This is a genomic window from Actinoplanes sp. NPDC021490, from assembly GCF_055562135.1.
In genome coordinates this window covers 349,678-365,025 of record NZ_JBVHFW010000010.1, presented here as the reverse complement: position 1 = coordinate 365,025, position 15,348 = coordinate 349,678, and the positions used below count along the sequence as shown (strand labels likewise).

The 15,348-nt window shown below is 70.4% G+C and carries 12 protein-coding genes; 5 read left to right on the top strand and 7 right to left on the bottom strand.

Annotated features, from left to right (window positions below; all coding sequences use genetic code 11):
• The first annotated feature begins 141 nt into the window (after positions 1-141).
• The 4 genes from ACZ3I4_RS26625 to ACZ3I4_RS26610 are packed head-to-tail and all read left to right on the top strand — an operon-like array spanning position 142 to position 4,983.
• Positions 142-1,809, top strand: coding sequence for a glycoside hydrolase family 43 protein (locus tag ACZ3I4_RS26625; RefSeq protein ID WP_465384735.1), 1,668 nt, complete (start codon positions 142-144; stop codon positions 1,807-1,809).
• 49 nt (positions 1,810-1,858) lie between these two features.
• Entirely contained in the window at positions 1,859-3,154 is a 1,296-nt protein-coding gene (locus ACZ3I4_RS26620) for an ABC transporter substrate-binding protein (RefSeq protein ID WP_465384734.1), read from the top strand.
• Positions 3,155-3,160: 6 nt separating this feature from the next.
• Complete coding sequence (locus tag ACZ3I4_RS26615; protein WP_465384733.1) at positions 3,161-4,150, top strand: carbohydrate ABC transporter permease; 990 nt, start codon at positions 3,161-3,163, stop codon at positions 4,148-4,150.
• Between the two features lie 2 nt (positions 4,151-4,152).
• Positions 4,153-4,983, top strand: a complete 831-nt coding sequence (locus ACZ3I4_RS26610; protein WP_465384732.1) for a carbohydrate ABC transporter permease — start codon at positions 4,153-4,155, stop codon at positions 4,981-4,983.
• 1 nt (position 4,984) lies between these two features.
• Here the strand turns inward: ACZ3I4_RS26610 and ACZ3I4_RS26605 are convergent, their stop codons facing one another.
• The 4 genes from ACZ3I4_RS26605 to ACZ3I4_RS26590 form a co-directional block, all read right to left on the bottom strand.
• Positions 4,985-6,967 carry a response regulator gene (locus ACZ3I4_RS26605; RefSeq protein WP_465384731.1) on the bottom strand — a complete coding sequence of 661 codons (1,983 nt, stop codon included), beginning with the start codon at positions 6,965-6,967 and terminating at the stop codon, positions 4,985-4,987.
• A 66-nt stretch (positions 6,968-7,033) separates the two neighbouring features.
• Complete coding sequence (locus ACZ3I4_RS26600; RefSeq protein ID WP_465384730.1) at positions 7,034-7,837, bottom strand: ThuA domain-containing protein; 804 nt, start codon at positions 7,835-7,837, stop codon at positions 7,034-7,036.
• Between the two features lie 114 nt (positions 7,838-7,951).
• A complete protein-coding gene (locus ACZ3I4_RS26595; RefSeq protein ID WP_465384729.1) occupies positions 7,952-8,650 on the bottom strand; it encodes an HAD family hydrolase in 699 nt (232 codons plus the stop codon).
• Positions 8,651-8,673: 23 nt separating this feature from the next.
• Positions 8,674-9,939, bottom strand: coding sequence for a cation:proton antiporter (locus ACZ3I4_RS26590; protein WP_465384728.1), 1,266 nt, complete (start codon positions 9,937-9,939; stop codon positions 8,674-8,676).
• A gap of 106 nt (positions 9,940-10,045) precedes the next feature.
• Here ACZ3I4_RS26590 and ACZ3I4_RS26585 point away from each other — a divergent pair, with 106 nt between their 5' ends.
• On the top strand, positions 10,046-11,455 hold the full coding sequence (locus ACZ3I4_RS26585; RefSeq protein ID WP_465384727.1) for an NADP-dependent succinic semialdehyde dehydrogenase: 1,410 nt from the start codon (positions 10,046-10,048) through the stop codon (positions 11,453-11,455).
• Between the two features lie 48 nt (positions 11,456-11,503).
• On the opposite strand, the gene lon is transcribed toward ACZ3I4_RS26585, so the two are convergent.
• The 3 genes from lon to ACZ3I4_RS26570 are packed head-to-tail and all read right to left on the bottom strand — an operon-like array spanning position 11,504 to position 14,801.
• On the bottom strand, positions 11,504-13,813 hold the full coding sequence (lon, locus tag ACZ3I4_RS26580; RefSeq protein WP_465384726.1) for an endopeptidase La: 2,310 nt from the start codon (positions 13,811-13,813) through the stop codon (positions 11,504-11,506).
• Positions 13,810-14,475, bottom strand: coding sequence for a hypothetical protein (locus ACZ3I4_RS26575; protein WP_465384725.1), 666 nt, complete (start codon positions 14,473-14,475; stop codon positions 13,810-13,812). The genes lon and ACZ3I4_RS26575 overlap by 4 nt, the downstream gene beginning before the upstream one ends.
• A complete protein-coding gene (locus ACZ3I4_RS26570; protein WP_465384724.1) occupies positions 14,463-14,801 on the bottom strand; it encodes a hypothetical protein in 339 nt (112 codons plus the stop codon). Before ACZ3I4_RS26570 ends, ACZ3I4_RS26575 begins: the two co-directional genes overlap by 13 nt.
• Positions 14,802-15,348 lie beyond the last annotated feature (547 nt).

The window sequence follows — 15,348 nt, the reverse complement described above, 5'->3', positions numbered from 1 at the left end:
CCCCAGTCAGATCAAAACTGGGCGGGTGTCACTTACCGCCCCCCCTCTAGCCCTCGGTCCCAACGGCCCCCCGCCGGACTGCGCCCCGGCGGGGGGGGGGGGGCCCGCCCCCCCCCCGCCACCATCGCCGGAAGGTACTTCATGACGATTGCCAGGCCCGCCGTCTCGCCCCTCGGCGACGGCGGAATCGACAGCCCGATGATCCGCAACCCGGTGCTGCCCGGGTTCCATCCGGATCCGTCGATCCTGCGGGTCGGTCCGGACTACTACATCGCCACGTCCACCTTCGAGTGGTATCCGGGCGTACGGGTGCACCACTCGACGGATCTGGTCCACTGGCAGCCATTGGGTGGTGTCCTGACCGAACGACGGCTTCTCGATCTGGCCGGAACCGCCGACTCGTGCGGCATCTGGGCGCCCAACCTCACGTACGCCAACGGGCTGTTCCATCTGTTGTTCACCGACGTGGCGACGTTCGCGGGCGGTTACTGGGATCCGCAGAACTATCTGGTCACGGCGCCGAGCATGGCCGGCCCGTGGTCCGACCCGGTCGTTCTGCACGGTCGCGGGTTCGACGCCTCGTTGTTCCACGAGGAGGACGGCACCACCTGGATGCTGTCGATGCGCGCCGACTGGCGGCCAGGCCGCGACCGCTTCGGTGGCATCGAGATCCAGCAGTACGACCCCCGGGCTCGCCGCCTGACCGGCCCGGCTCACCTGATCTTCGAGGGCACCACGGCCGGCTTGACCGAGGCGCCCGGCATCTACCGCAAGGACGGCTGGTACTACCTGGTCACCGCCGAGGGCGGCACCAGCTGGACGCACCAGGTCACCGTCGCGCGGTCACGGAATCTGCTGGGTGACTACGAGGTGGACCCCAGCGGGCCGATGCTGACCTCGGCCGGGCGCCCGGAGCTGACCCTGCAGAAGGCCGGTCACGGGAGTCTCGTGCAGACCCCGGCCGGAGAGTGGTATCTAGCCCATCTGGTGGCCCGGCCGTACACGCCGTCCGGGCGCTGCGTCCTCGGCCGCGAGACCGCGCTGCAGAAGGTGGAGTGGCCGACCGGCGCGTGGCCCCGCATCAACGACGGCGTGCCGGCCGAACAGGTCCCGGCCCCCGCGGCCGCCCCGGCGACCATCCAGCCACCGTCCTCCGAACTGGTCGAGGACGACGACTTCGACGGGCCGGAACTCGGCGTCAACTGGTCGACCCTGCGCCGCCCGGCCTCGCCGGACTGGCTCGACCTGTCGGCCCGCCCCTCACACCTGCGGATCCGCGGCGGCCAGTCCCCGATGGCCCGGCACCGGCCCAGCCTGGTGGCCCGCCGGGTCACCGCCCAGCACTGCACGTTCGAGGCGACCTGCGAGTTCGAGCCGCGCAACACCCGCCAGCTGGCCGGCGTGACCGCGTACTACAACTCCCGCAACTGGTACTTCCTGCACGTGACGGCCGACGACGACGGCCGGCCCGTGCTCGACGTGCTGTGCTGCGACAGCGGGCGCGTCACGATCCCTCCGGGTCTGCGGGTGCCGCTGCCCGGCGTACGACGGGTGGGTCTGCGGATCCGCCTGGACGGCCCGGCCCTGACCTTCGCCGGCACGACGGATCCCGACGGGGAGCCGGTCTGGAAGGACCTCGGCCGCGCCTTCGACGTCACCACCCTGTCCGACGAGTACGCCGCGACCATCGTGCCGGGCGAACCCGAGGCGTGGGGCTTCACCGGCGCCTTCGTCGGCCTCTGGGTGCAGGACCTGGGCGCCGAGGGCGGTTACGCCGACTTCGACCGGGCCGCCTACCGCGCGGACTGACTGACCCGGCCGTGTCCAGCGGCCGGACCCTTCCCCGAAAGGTGACGTGATGAACCATAGAAGAGGTCTCGCCGTGGCGGCCGTAGTCGCGCTGGGCGCCATGGGCCTGGCCGCCTGCAGTGGTGGCGACGACGACGACGGAGGTTCCAGCTCGGGAGGCGATGTCTCGATGAGCTTCTGGCACAACGCCACGACCGGTCCCGGCAAAGCGTTCTGGGACAAGACCGTCGCTGACTTCCAGACCGCCCACCCGAACGTGAAAATCAAGATCCAGTCGGTTCAGAACGAGGACCTGGACGGCAAGCTGCAGACCTCGCTGAACTCCGGGTCGGCGCCCGACATCTTCCTGCAGCGCGGTGGCGGCAAGATGGCCGCGATGGTCGAGGCGGGTCAGCTCAAGGACGTCACCGCCGACATCACGGCCGAGACCAAGCAGGCCGTGGGCGAAGCCGCCCTGCAGACCGGGCAGGTTGACGGCAAGGCCTACGCCGTACCGGTCTCGATCCTGCCCGGCGGCTTCTGGTACAGCAAGGATCTGTTCGAGAAGGCCGGCGTGACGAGCACGCCGACCACATTGGACGAACTCAACGCGGCCGCGGCCAAGCTCAAGGCCAAGGGGACGCCGATCGCCCTGGGCGGCAAGGACGCCTGGCCGGCCGCACACTGGTACTACTTCTTCGCGCTGCGCGCCTGCAGCCAGGCCACGCTGGACGCCGCGGCCAAGGACAAGAACTTCGGCGACCCCTGCTGGACCAAGGCGGGTGAGGACCTCAAGGCCTTCGCCGGCACCCAGCCGTTCAACGACGGGTTCCTGACCACCTCGGCCCAGCAGGGCGCGGGCAGCTCGGCCGGCCTGATCGCCAACCACAAGGCGGGCATGGAACTGATGGGCTCGTGGGATCCCGGTGTGATCGCCTCGCTGACCAAGGACGCCAAGCCGCTGCCCGACCTCGGCTTCTTCCCCTTCCCGGCGGTTCCCGGGGGCCAGGGCGACCCGGCCGCGATCATGGGTGGCGCGGACGGCTACTCCTGTTCGGCGCAGGCGCCCAAGGAATGCTCCGACTTCCTGAACTACATCCTGACCAAGGACGTGCAGGAGGGCTACTACAAGGCCTTCAACTCGCTGCCGGTCAGCAAGGAGGCCCAGGGTGCCGTCACCGAGGACTACCTCAAGGCCGTTCTCGACGCCTACAACAAGGCCCCGTACGTGTCGCAGTGGCTCGACACGGTGTACGGCCAGAACGTCGGCAACGCCCTCAACATCGGTGTCGTCAATCTGCTCGCCGGCAAGGGCGACGTCGCCGGAATCATCAAGGCCGTGAACGACGCGGCCAAGAAGGGCTGAGAAAGCGTGGCGGTCACTCACGACGCGCCCGGCGATCGTGTGCGCAACGGAGGTGGCGTTCAGGCGTCGCCTCCGTTGCGTCCCCGCCGGCGCGGCATCGGCTGGGCCCAGCGCCTGGAGATCGCGGCGCTGTCCGGCCCGGCGGTCCTGATGTTCACCGGCTTCGTGATCTTCCCGGTCCTGATGGCCGCCTACTACGGCTTCTACCGGTGGAAGGGCTTCGGGAAACCGACCAACTTCGTCGGGCTCGACAACTACGTCACCATCCTGCAGGACACCGCGTTCCACGAGGCGCTGTGGCACAACGCCCAGATCGTCGTGCTGTCCATCGTGCTGCAGGGCCCGATCGCGGTCGGCCTGGCCCTGCTGCTCAACCGGCGGATGCGTGGCCAGTCGGCCATCCGGGTGCTGATCTTCGTCCCGTACGTCATCTCCGAGGTCATCACCGGCACGGCCTGGGCTCTCATCCTGCAGACCAACGGCGCGGTCAACGACGTCGTGCGGTCGATCGGCCTCGGCGGGCTGACCGAGGACTGGCTGGCCAACCCGCGCCTGGCCATCTGGACGCTGATGCTGATCCTGACCTGGAAGTACGTCGGGTTCGCGGTGATCCTGTTCCTGGCCGGCATGCAGAACATCCCGGACGAGCTGTCCGAGGCGGCCGCGGTCGACGGCGCGTCCTTCTGGCAGACCCAGCGGCACATCACGTTGCCGCTGCTCGGCCCGACCATCCGGATCTGGGCCTTCCTGTCGATCATCGGCGCGCTGCAGCTGTTCGACCTCGTCTACATCATCTGGGGCCAGTACGTCGCCTCCACCGCCGGCACCTCGACCATGGCGACGTACATGGTCACCGAGGGCCGCAACGCGGGCAACTACGGATACGGCAATGCCGTGGCGGTCGTCCTCTTCGTCATCTCAATGATCATCGCGCTCGTGTACCAGCGTTTCGTTCTGCGCCGGGACACCGACGGCGCACTCACCGGAGGACTGTAGCCATGGCCACGACAGCTCGTCCCGGGCGCAACCCGATGGTCTACGTGGCCGCGCTGATGCTGATCGGCCTGATGCTCGGCCCCGTCATTTACATCATCATCGGCGGGTTCCGGACCAACTCGCAGATCACCACCGACCCGGCCGGCCTGCCTCACCCGTGGGTGACCGCCAACTACACCGACGTGCTGACCGGCAGCACGTTCTGGCGCCAGGTCGGCAACTCGGCGATCGCCGCGGTCGTCACGACGGTGGGCGTCGTCACCCTGGGCGTGATGGCGAGCTACGTGCTGGCCCGCTACCGTTTCCGCGGCCGCGGCGCCCTGTACGCCCTGTTCGCCGCCGGGCTCATGTTCCCGGCCACCGTCGCCATCACGCCGCTGTACATCCTGGTGAAGAACCTGGGACTGGTGAATACCCTGCCCGGCGTCATCCTCCCGCAGATCGCCTTCGGGCTGCCCACCACGATCATCATCCTGGTCCCGTTCCTGCGGGCCATCCCCAAGGAGATCGAGGAGGCGGCGGCCATCGACCGCTGCAGCCGGCTCGGCTTCTTCTGGCGGATGGTGCTCCCGCTCTCGGTGCCCGGCCTGATCACTACCGGGATCCTCGCCTTCATCGGCAGCTGGAACAGCTACCTACTGCCGCTGTTCATCCTCAACGACCAGGACACCTTCACTCTGCCGCTCGGGGTGCAGGCCTTCGCCTCCCAGTACTCCGTCGACACGGCTAAGGTGCTGGCGTTCACCTCGCTGTCGATGATCCCGGCGCTGGTCTTCTTCAGCCTCTTCGAACGCCGGATCGTCGGCGGTCTCACCGGCGCCGTCAAGGGTTGAGTCAGCCCGCGGTCATCGGGATCCGAGGCAGCCGTACGGTGACGATCGTGCCGGACGGCTGGTTGGCGCCGAGCGTGATGGTGCCGCCGTGACGCTCGACGACGGCCCGGCTCAGGGCGAGGCCGAGGCCGTTGCCCGGGATGCCGCGGTGCCGGGCGTTGTCGCCGCGGTAGAGGCGCCGGAACAGCTGAGCCGTGTTGTCGGAGGGCAGCCCGACGCCGCAATCGGCCACGGTCAGCCGGACTGTGTCCTCCTCGGCCACGGCCTCCATCAGCACCCTGGAGTCCTCGTGGCTGAAGATGACGGCGTTGTCGACCAGGCAGCGCAGCATCTCGGTCAGCCGGGCGGGATCGCCGGTGACGTGCAGATCGCCGTCGGTCCGGGTGGCCAGGGAGATGCGGCGGGCGTCCGCGGCCGCCCAGGCCCCGTCCGTCACCGTGGCGATCAGGGCGGCCAGGTCGACCTCGTCCATGTGCAGCACGGTGTGCCCGGCGTCGAGCGCGGCCAGGTCGAGCAGCTGCTCGACGACCTCGCGCAGGTGCCGGCTGTTGCGGTCGACGACCTCGATCAGCTCGCGCAGATCATCGGTGACCTCCGGGCTCTCGGCGATGAGCTGGACGTACGAGGTGATCGAGGTCAGCGGCGTGCGCAGTTCGTGACCGACCAGCGCGACGTACTCGTCGGTCGTGGCCTCCAGGTCGCGGGCGAGCCCGTCGGCCCGGCGCTGCTCCCAATACGCGCCGATGCTGTCGGCGATGCCGGTCAGCAGCAGCACCAGAGCCGATTCGGGGTCCTGCTGGTCGCGGCTGAAGAAGGTGAGCACGCCGGTCACACGGTCGCCGCTGCGAACCGGGAGAGCACCCGCGCCCCGGTAGGGGGCCGCGGCCGCGATCTCGGGCAGCACCGGCGAGTCCGGCGCGTGGATGTCGGGCACCCACACCATCTCGCCGCGCTCCCAGCACACCCCGGCCAGTCCCCGGCCGCGGGAGAAGCTGGTCGGCATGGGGAGATCCGGTTCCCCCGGGGCCGTATAAGAGGCAGCCGGGCGCAGCCGGTCGGTCACCGGGTCGACCAGCCACAGGCGCACAAAGGACCAGCACAGAGTCGTTCCCACGATCCGTGCGACGTTGTCGGCGGCGGCCGCGAAGGTCGGGCTCTGCGCCAGCGCCTCCAGTACCTCGGCCCGGCAGGCCCGGTAGATACGGGACCGGTATTCGGTCGTGATGTCGTGCACGGCCGCGACGGCACCGATGATCGTCTCGCCCTCGCGTACGGGATGCGCGTTGATCGTCAGCCAGCGCTGCCGGCCGTGCCGGTCGATGGCCAGCTGGCCCGCGTGCTCGACGGTCTCGCCCTGCAGCGCGCGGACCATCGGCACCTCGCTGGTCGGCAGCGGGCTGCCGTCGTGGTGGCGCAGCCCGAAGCGCTGCGCCCACTCCTTGATCGGGACGGCCGCGCTGTCGGCACCGAAGAAGTCGCGCAGGAAGCCGTTGAACATGATCAGCCGTCCGTTGGTGTCGCACGCGGCCATGCCCGCGTCGACGCTGCCGACCATCTCCTCGAGGAAGACCGGAGCGACCGGAGGCAGTGACGACGCTCGTGCTTCCGGCCCCGGGGAGGCCGACCCGTCGAGGATCCGGGTCAGCACGCCGGACAGCTCGCGGAGATCGAACGGCTTGCTGACCACCTCGACGGCGCCGCATTCGCCGAACCGGGGGTCGTCCCGCAGCAGCAGACCCGTGATCAGCACGACCGGCAGGCCGCTGAGGATCGGGTCCTCCCGCAACGCCCGGCACAGCTGCAGCCCGTCCATCTCCGGCATGTCGACGTCGGCGAGCACGAGGTCGGGCCGATGATGGGTGGCGTAGACCAGCGCCGCCCAGCCATCATCGGCCACCGTCACCTCGTGCCCGAGCCGCTGGACGACCTGGGCCAGGATCCGCCGGTGATCCGGGTTGTCCTCCGCAACGAGCACAGACGCCATCGGCTCAGAATAGTTGCCGATTACCCGCGATTCGGGCGAAAACCTCCGATATCGCCGGGGGAGCGCTCAGTCCGGGCGGCCGCACGGGAAGCGGGTCTCGCCGGCCGCCATGCGAAGGCCACCGAGCAGGTGGGCCAGCAGCAACGGGTCGGAGAAGTATTCGGCCTTGTGCCCCATCGCTGTATAGAAGGCGCGGCCCCCATCGTACGGCTGGCACCACGAGATCGGGTGATGCGCGCCCATGCCGGGCGACCCGCCGGGCATGCTGTAGCCGCGCGGGTCGTACGTCGTCTCGTCCACCTCGGCCAGGACCCGTACGGTGTCACGGGGGTTGGTCCGGAAGTTGTACCACTCCTCCTCGCGCTGCCAGCGGCGCGGAAGCGGACGGGTCGCGGCCGTGTCGCGGGTCAGCACCTTGACCGTGGCCACCTGGAACTGGGCGTTGACCGAGCCCGGGTGATCGCGGAAGTACGCCCCGACCAGGCCGCCGTACCAGGGCCAGTCGTATTCGGTGTCGGAGGCGGCGTGAATGCCCGCATATCCGCCGCCGGCCCGGATGTAGCGCTCGAAGGCGCCCTGCTGGGCGTCGTCCAGCACGTCACCGGTGGTGCTCAGCCACACCACGACGTCGTATCGGGCCAGGTTCGCGTCGGTGAACGCCGCGGCGTCCTCGGTCGCGTCGACCCGGAAGTGGTTGCGGGCGCCCAGCCGCTGGATCGCGGCCACGCCGGCCGGGATCGAGTCGTGCCGGAACGCCGCGGTCTTCGAGAAGACCAGGGCCCGGAAGTCCGGATGATGCCCGGATCCTCCCGCCTGAGCGGGGCCGGCCGGGCCGATCAACCCCGCCACCACCATGATCGCTGCAAGCACGAACCTACCCAAGAGCCGCATGACCCCTCCTCAGCGATGACGCGCGTACCGGGTCCTCGATCGAAGACTATGACTTTCCGGCACGCCCGGGAAGACGCGGAGGAGCCCGCCTGCTCAGCTCGCGGCGCGGACCGGGCGGCCGACCAGAGCCGGGAGGTCGGCCATGGCGGTGAAGATGTGCGTCGCGCCCGCATCGAGCAGCGCCTTGGGCGGGTGGTGGGCGAGGCTGTCCGGCGGGCAGTAGCCGAAGACGGTGGCGCCGGCGGCCACGCCCGCGGTCACCCCGGGCACCGTGTCCTCGACGACCGCCGCCCGTACGGGATCGATGCCGAGAAACGCCGCCGCGGCCAGATAGACGTCGGGCGCCGGTTTGCTGCGCGGCTGATCCATGCCGCTGAACATCTTGCCGGCGAAGACCCGGTCGAGGCCGACCTTGCGCAGCTGCAACTGCACCTTGCCGAGGTCGGCCCCGCTGGCGCAGGCGATCTTGCCGTCCATCAGCCGGTCGATCTCGTGCACCGCGGCCACGGCGCCCGGGATCGGTTCGAGCGAGGCGGCCAGCGCCACGTTGCGGCGACGGCGGAACTCGGCCAGCCACTCGTCGGTGACCTCGAAACCGGTGTGGGCGGTGATGATCGCGGTCTCGTCGTTCAGCGCCCGCCCGACGAACATTGCGAAGCAGTCGGCCTCGCTGATCGGCCAGCCCAGCTCGTGCAGCATCGACCGGAGCACCCCGTTGGTGATGCTCTCCGAGGCCACCAGGACCCCGTCGCAGTCGAACAGGACAGCATCGAACGAACCCGGGTCGGACATGCCCGCGACACTACCCGGGCCGGTCAGGCCGTCTCACCGACCCGGTCCGGCTGCCCGCTGCGCTCGTTGGCGCGGTCGACGTACTGCATGACCGGGGTGGCCGCCACCCCGTGCAGGACCACGGAGATCAGCACCACGAAGGCGATCGTTGCCCACACCAGGTCGGCGCCCGGGAACTCGGCGTGGGTGAGCGCGTACGACAAGTAGTAGAAGGAGCCGATGCCGCGGATGCCGAACGTCGCGATCACCCAGTGCTCGGCCCGGTGGCCCGGGGCGCCCCGCAGCGACAGGAAGCCGGTCAACGGCCGGATGACGAAGACGAGCGCCAGCCCGGCGAGGGCCGCGGGCCAGGTCAGCGGGCCCAGCAACCCGCCCACGACCGCCCCGCCGAACAGGAGCAGCAGCAGGACCGTCAGCAGCCTCTCGACCTGCTCGGCGAAATCGTGCAACACCTGGTGGTAGTCGTGCGAGCGTTCGGCGGCCCGGATGGCCCGGGCGGCCACGAACACGGCCAGGAAGCCGTAGCCCTGGGCGACCTCGGCCACCCCGTAGGCCAGAAAGGTCGCGGCCAGGGCCAGGAAGCCCTCGGAGTGCTTGGCCAGCCGGAGTTCCGCCTTGCGGGCCCGGAAAAACAGCCGGCCGAGCAGCTTGCCGACCAGCAGGCCCGCGGCCACGCCGACCACGAGCCGGAACAGCAGGTCCTTCCAGGCCCACTCGCCGGCCCAGCTCAGACCGGCCGCGCCGGCCATGGCGATCGCCGCGTAGACGAACGGGAAGGCCAGCCCGTCGTTGAGCCCGGCCTCCGAGGTGAGCGCGAACCGCACCTCGTCCTCGGAGTCCTCCTCGTCGGTCGGCTCGCCCACCTGCACGTCCGAGGCCAGCACCGGGTCGGTGGGCGCGAGGGCCGCGCCGAGCAGCAGAGCGGTGGCCGGCACCAGCCCGGCCCACCACCAGCCGAGCAGGGCCATCGCGGCGATCGTGATCGGCATGGCGATCACCAGCAGCCGGCCGGTCGAGGCCCAGCCCCGGCGGCTGAACGGCCGGTCGATCTTGAGCCCCGCGCCCATCAGGGCGACGATGACGCCGATCTCGGTGAGATGCTCGGTCACCTTGGGATGGGTCAGCGGATCGGGGTCGGGCAACCCGATCGGCAGTGCGAAGACCAGCATGCCGAGGGCGAGGAAGGCGATCGGCATCGACAGCGGTCGCCGTTCCAGCAATCGAGGGAGGACACCGGCCAGGAGCGCTCCGAGGCCGATGACCGCGAAAACGACGTCAGAGGTCTGCACGGCGTGGTATCTGCCCACTGGAGGGCCCGGACGAACGCCCAACCCGACGGTTAGCGGCGACGGGAACGGGTAGCGCCTGAGGGAGACAGGCAACAAGGAGGCAAACATGCCGATCGCGACGACGAATCCGGTCACCGGCGAGGTCCTCAAGACGTTCGAGCCGCTGACCGCCCAGCAGATCGACCAGGCGATCGGGCGCTCCGTGACGGGCTTCCACGCGCTGCGTGACACCTCGTTCGAGCAGCGCGCCGGGTGGATGCGGGCCGCGGCCGACCTGCTCGAGGCCGAACAGGACGACGTGGGCGCGCTGATGACCCAGGAGATGGGCAAGACGCTGACCGCGGCCAAGGCCGAGGTGGTCAAGTGCGCCAAGGCGTGCCGCTTCTACGCCGACAACGCCGAGCGGTTCCTGGCCGACGAGCCGGTCGAGGCATCCGAGGTGGGCGCCACGCAGGCGTACGCCCGCTATCAGCCGCTCGGACCGGTGCTGGCCGTGATGCCGTGGAACTTCCCGCTCTGGCAGGCGATGCGGTTCGCCGCGCCCGCGCTCATGGCCGGCAACACCGGGCTGCTCAAGCACGCCTCGAACGTCCCGCAGACCGCGCTCTATCTGGGTGAGCTGTTCACCCGGGCCGGTTTCCCCGCCGGGTCGTTCCAGACGCTGCTGGTCGGCTCGGACGCGGTCGAGACGATCCTCACCGATTTCCGCGTACGCGCGGCCACCCTCACCGGCAGCGAGAACGCGGGCCGCTCGATCGCCGCGATCGCCGGCCGTGAACTGAAGAAGACCGTGCTCGAGCTGGGCGGCAGCGACCCGTTCGTGGTGCTGCCGACGGCCGACCTGGATAAGGCGGCGCAGGTCGCCACCACCGCCCGATGCCAGAACAACGGTCAGTCCTGCATCGCCGCCAAGCGGTTCATCGTGCACACCGACGTCTACGACCAGTTCGTCGACGCGTTCGTCGCCCACATGTCGGCGCTGACCGTCGGTGATCCGATGATGGACGCCACCGACGTGGGCCCGCTGGCCACCGAGCAGGGCCGTAAGGACGTCGAGGAACTGGTGGCCGACGCGGTGGACAAGGGCGCCACCGTCCGCTGCGGGGGCCGGGCGCCCGAGGGCGACGGCTGGTGGTACCCGCCGACCGTGATCACCGACATCACCCGCGACATGCGGATGTTCGACGAGGAGGTGTTCGGGCCGGTGGCCGGCGTCTACCGGGCCGCCTCGATCGACGAGGCCATCGAACTGGCCAACGCGACGTCGTTCGGGCTGGGCGCCAACGCCTGGACCGACGACCCGCAGGAGCAGCAGCGGCTGGTCACCGAGCTCGACGCGGGCGCGGTGTTCGTCAACGGCATGGTCACCTCGTACCCGCAGCTGCCGTTCGGCGGCGTCAAGAACTCCGGCTACGGGCGCGAGCTGTCGGCGGCCGGCATCCGCGAGTTCTGCAACCTCAAAGCGGTCTGGGTCGGCGAGAGCGGGCAGGCCGACGTCGACTCCAAGACGGAATAGCGGACGCCCCTCCGGTCGTGGCACTCCACGACCGGAGGGACCGCTTTGTCAGGCCGCCGCGACCAGGCCGGCCGACACGGGCTCCAGGGCCGACCCCAGGATTTCCCGTACGTCGGAGACGATGTGCACGGTCAGGTCGGCCAGCACGTCCGCCGGGACCTCGTCGAGGTCGGGCTCGTTCCGCTGCGGCAGGAAGACCTCGGTCAACCCGGCCCGCTGGGCGGCCAGCAACTTCTGCTTGACGCCGCCGATCGGCAGCACCCGCCCGGTCAGCGACACCTCACCGGTCATGCCCACCTCGGCCCGCACGTTCCGGCCGAGCAGCAGCGAGACCAGCGCGGTCGTCATCGTGACCCCGGCCGACGGCCCGTCCTTGGGCACCGCCCCCGCGGGCACGTGCAGGTGGATCGGGTGGTCGAGCTGCTCGGGCGAGATGCCCAGCTCCTCGGCGTGGGCCCGGACGTAGGAGAGGGCGATCTGGGCCGACTCCTTCATCACGTCACCGAGCTGGCCGGTGACCGACAGGCCACCCTTGTCGCCAGGCAGCAGCGACGCCTCGATGTAGAGCACGTCACCGCCCATTCCGGTCACGGCCAGACCGGTGGCCACCCCGGGCACGGCCGTACGCTCGGACGACTCGGGCATGAAGCGCGGGCGCCCGATCAGGTCCTTCAGGCCGGCGGCGTCGACGGTGGCGGGCAGGTCACCCAGCGCCGCCTTGCGGAACGCCTTGGCCAGCAAGCGCTCGAACGACCGTACGCCGGCCTCCCGGGTGTAATTGGCGGCGATCTCGCGCAGGGCCTCCTCGGTGACCGTCACCTCGTCCGTCTGCAACGCGGCCCGCTCCAGTTGCCGGGGCACGAGGAAGTCGCGGGCGATGGCCACCTTGTCGCTCTCGGTGTAGCCGTCGATCGAGATGAGCTCCATCCGGTCGAACAGCGCCTGCGGGATCGTCTCGAGCACGTTCGCGGTCGCGATGAACAGCACATCGGACAGGTCGAGGTCCAGGTCGAGGTAGTGGTCGCGGAACGTGTGGTTCTGCGCCGGGTCGAGCACCTCGAGCAGCGCCGCGGCCGGGTCGCCGCGGTAGTCGCTGCCGACCTTGTCGACCTCGTCGAGCAGCACGACCGGGTTCATCGAGCCCGACTCCTTGACGGCACGCACGATCCGGCCGGGCAGAGCACCGACGTACGTACGGCGGTGGCCGCGGATCTCGGCCTCGTCGCGGACGCCGCCCAGGGCGACCCGCACGAACTTGCGGCCCAGCGTGCGGGCCACGGACTCCCCGAGCGAGGTCTTGCCGACTCCGGGCGGCCCGGCCAGCAGGATCACCGCGCCCGACCCACGGCCACCGATCTTCTCGAGGTGGCGGGACTCGCGGCGGGCCCGGACCCCGAGGTATTCGACGATGCGGTCCTTGACCTCGTCGAGGCCGTGGTGGTCGGCGTCGAGCACGGCCCGGGCCGCTTCGAGGTCGGTGTTGTCGGTCGTCCGCACGTTCCAGGGCAGGTCGAGGACCGTGTCGAGCCACGTGCGGATCCAGCCCGCCTCGGGGTTCTGGTCGCCCGCCCGCTCGAGCTTGCCGACCTCGCGCAGCGCGGCCTCGCGGACCGCCTCGGGCAGGCCGGCCGCCTCGACCCGGGCGCGGTAGTCGTCGTTGCCCTCGGCCTCGTCCTCGCCGAGCTCCTTGCGGATGGCCTTGAGCTGCTCGCGCAGCAGGTACTCGCGGTTGCGCTTCTCGACCGACTCGCGGACGTCGTGCTCGATCTTGTCGCTGACCTCGGACTCGGCCAGGAAGTCCCGGGTCCACTCGATCAGAAGCCGCAGCCGGGCCTCGACGTCGGGGGTTTCCAGCAGCTCGCGCTTGCGGTCGTTGGCCAGGTAGGGCGCCCAGCCGGCGGTGTCGGCCAGGTCACCCGGGTCGTCGATGGCGCTGACCGAGTCGATGACCTGCCACGCCTCGCGGCGCTGCAGCACCGAGACCACCAGCTGCTTGTACTCGGCGGCCAGCTCACGAGTGTGCTCGGTGACCGCGCCGGGCTCGACCGGTTCGGCCTCGACCCACAACGCCGCGCCGGGGCCGGTCACCCCGCTGCCGATGCGGGCGCGCACACCGGTGCGCAGAACGGCGGCCGGGGTGCCGCCGCGGGACTTGCCGACCTGCTTGACGCTCGCCACGACCCCGTGGGACGCGTAGCGGTCCTCGAGCCGCGGAGCGATGAGCAACTCGGACCCGGCCGAGGTGCGGGCCGCGTCGACGGCGGCCTGGGCGGCCTCGTCCAGTTCGACCGGAACGACCATGCCCGGGAGCAGGACGATGTCGTCCAGGAACAACACGGGAAGGCGCTTGGTGGTCATTCGGCCCCTCCAAAAAAGTTGAGTATGAGCCGCTCAACCTCGAAAAGGTCCGTCCTCTTCCGGCGTTCACTGCCAGCGAAACCGGCGGGTGTCAGCCGCCCGGGAATGGGTACGGATTCATCGATGGCCGTAACGATGTTGCCGGTGGGAGGTGGATCATGCGTGGGGTTGCGACAGCTTCCGCTGCCCGGCGTGTCACTCGCCTCCTGCTGCTGATCGGCCTGGCCGCGGCCGCCTACCTGGTGCTGAGCGTCTTTGATCACGCCGCGCGGGCCGACGACGGGGTGGCCGATCAGCCGCTGCCGGTCGACGCGCCGGCGGCTGTGAGCAAGCCGGTCGCCGATGCCGCGAAGAGCAAGGCGACCCCGGGCGTCCCGAAGCAGAAGACCGGGAACAGCCTGGCCACCCGGAGCGTCACGGCAAAAGTCGGAAACGGCCTCGCCACCCGGAGCGTCACGGCAAAAGCCGGGAACGGCCTCGCCACCCGGAGCGTCACGGCAAAAGCCGGGAACGGCCTCGCCACCCGGAGCGTCCCGAAGAAAGCCGGAAACGGCCTGGCCACCCTGGGCGCCACCACGAAGCAGAAAGCCCGTACCGGCCTCGCCACCCGGGTCGCCATCACGCGGAAAGCCACGAAAGGCCTGACCGCTCAGGTCTCGCACCGGACCGGACCGCCGAAGACGCACCTACGGGCCGTAACCAAGAAAGCGGAACTGGCCGCGGCGCCGAAGCGGGTCGCAAAGGCGGCAATTCCGGCGCTCGGGACGATGAAGAAGTCGATTCCCGCGGCCGAGCTCATCAAATCGGACAGGCTTACCTCCGCGCCGCAGAAGCTGGTCCTCGAAGTCAGGGCCAGGTCCGCCGGCGAGCTCTCGGCCGCACCGCTGCGGACGGTCCCGGCTCTGGCAACAAGCGGCCGGAAACTGTCGACGGCACCGGCGGCGCAGAAGGCCTCGGGCCTGCTCGAACGGGCCGCCGAAACGCCCATGCGACACGCCCTGACCGGACCGGCGAAGCGGGTGATCGCGGCACCTTCGTCGCGGAGCGAGTCGCGCCGCACGGCCGGACAAGCACTGCACGCTCCGGTCGCCGACGACGCGCCCGGCCGCGTCACCCTGCCGCAGGCCGGCCGGGAAGCGGCCACCGTCACACTTCCTCCGGCGAGGACGCTCACACCACTGGCCGGCTCGCAGTCCGCCCCATTTGCGAGCATCACGCCCACGGCCGCCGCCTCGTCCGGCCGAGGCGGGCCGAGGCCGGTCACGCCCCGGCCGCCTTCGCATCCCGATGGCCCGTCCGCCGGCGGCGGTCACGTGCGTGACTCCGGCGGCGGCGCCGTTCCCCCGATGGGCATCGTCCCGTCGTTCTGGCGGCCGGAACTCGCCGCCACCACCGCTGTCGCGCCCACCGGCGCCGACATTTCCGGACGCACCGTCCGATACAGCGGCCCTCCCAGCTGAACTACGCGGTCCGGAAGCGGGCCGCCGCCGGTGCATCGACCCGGCGACGGCCCCGGCCGGCCTCCGACGATCCGA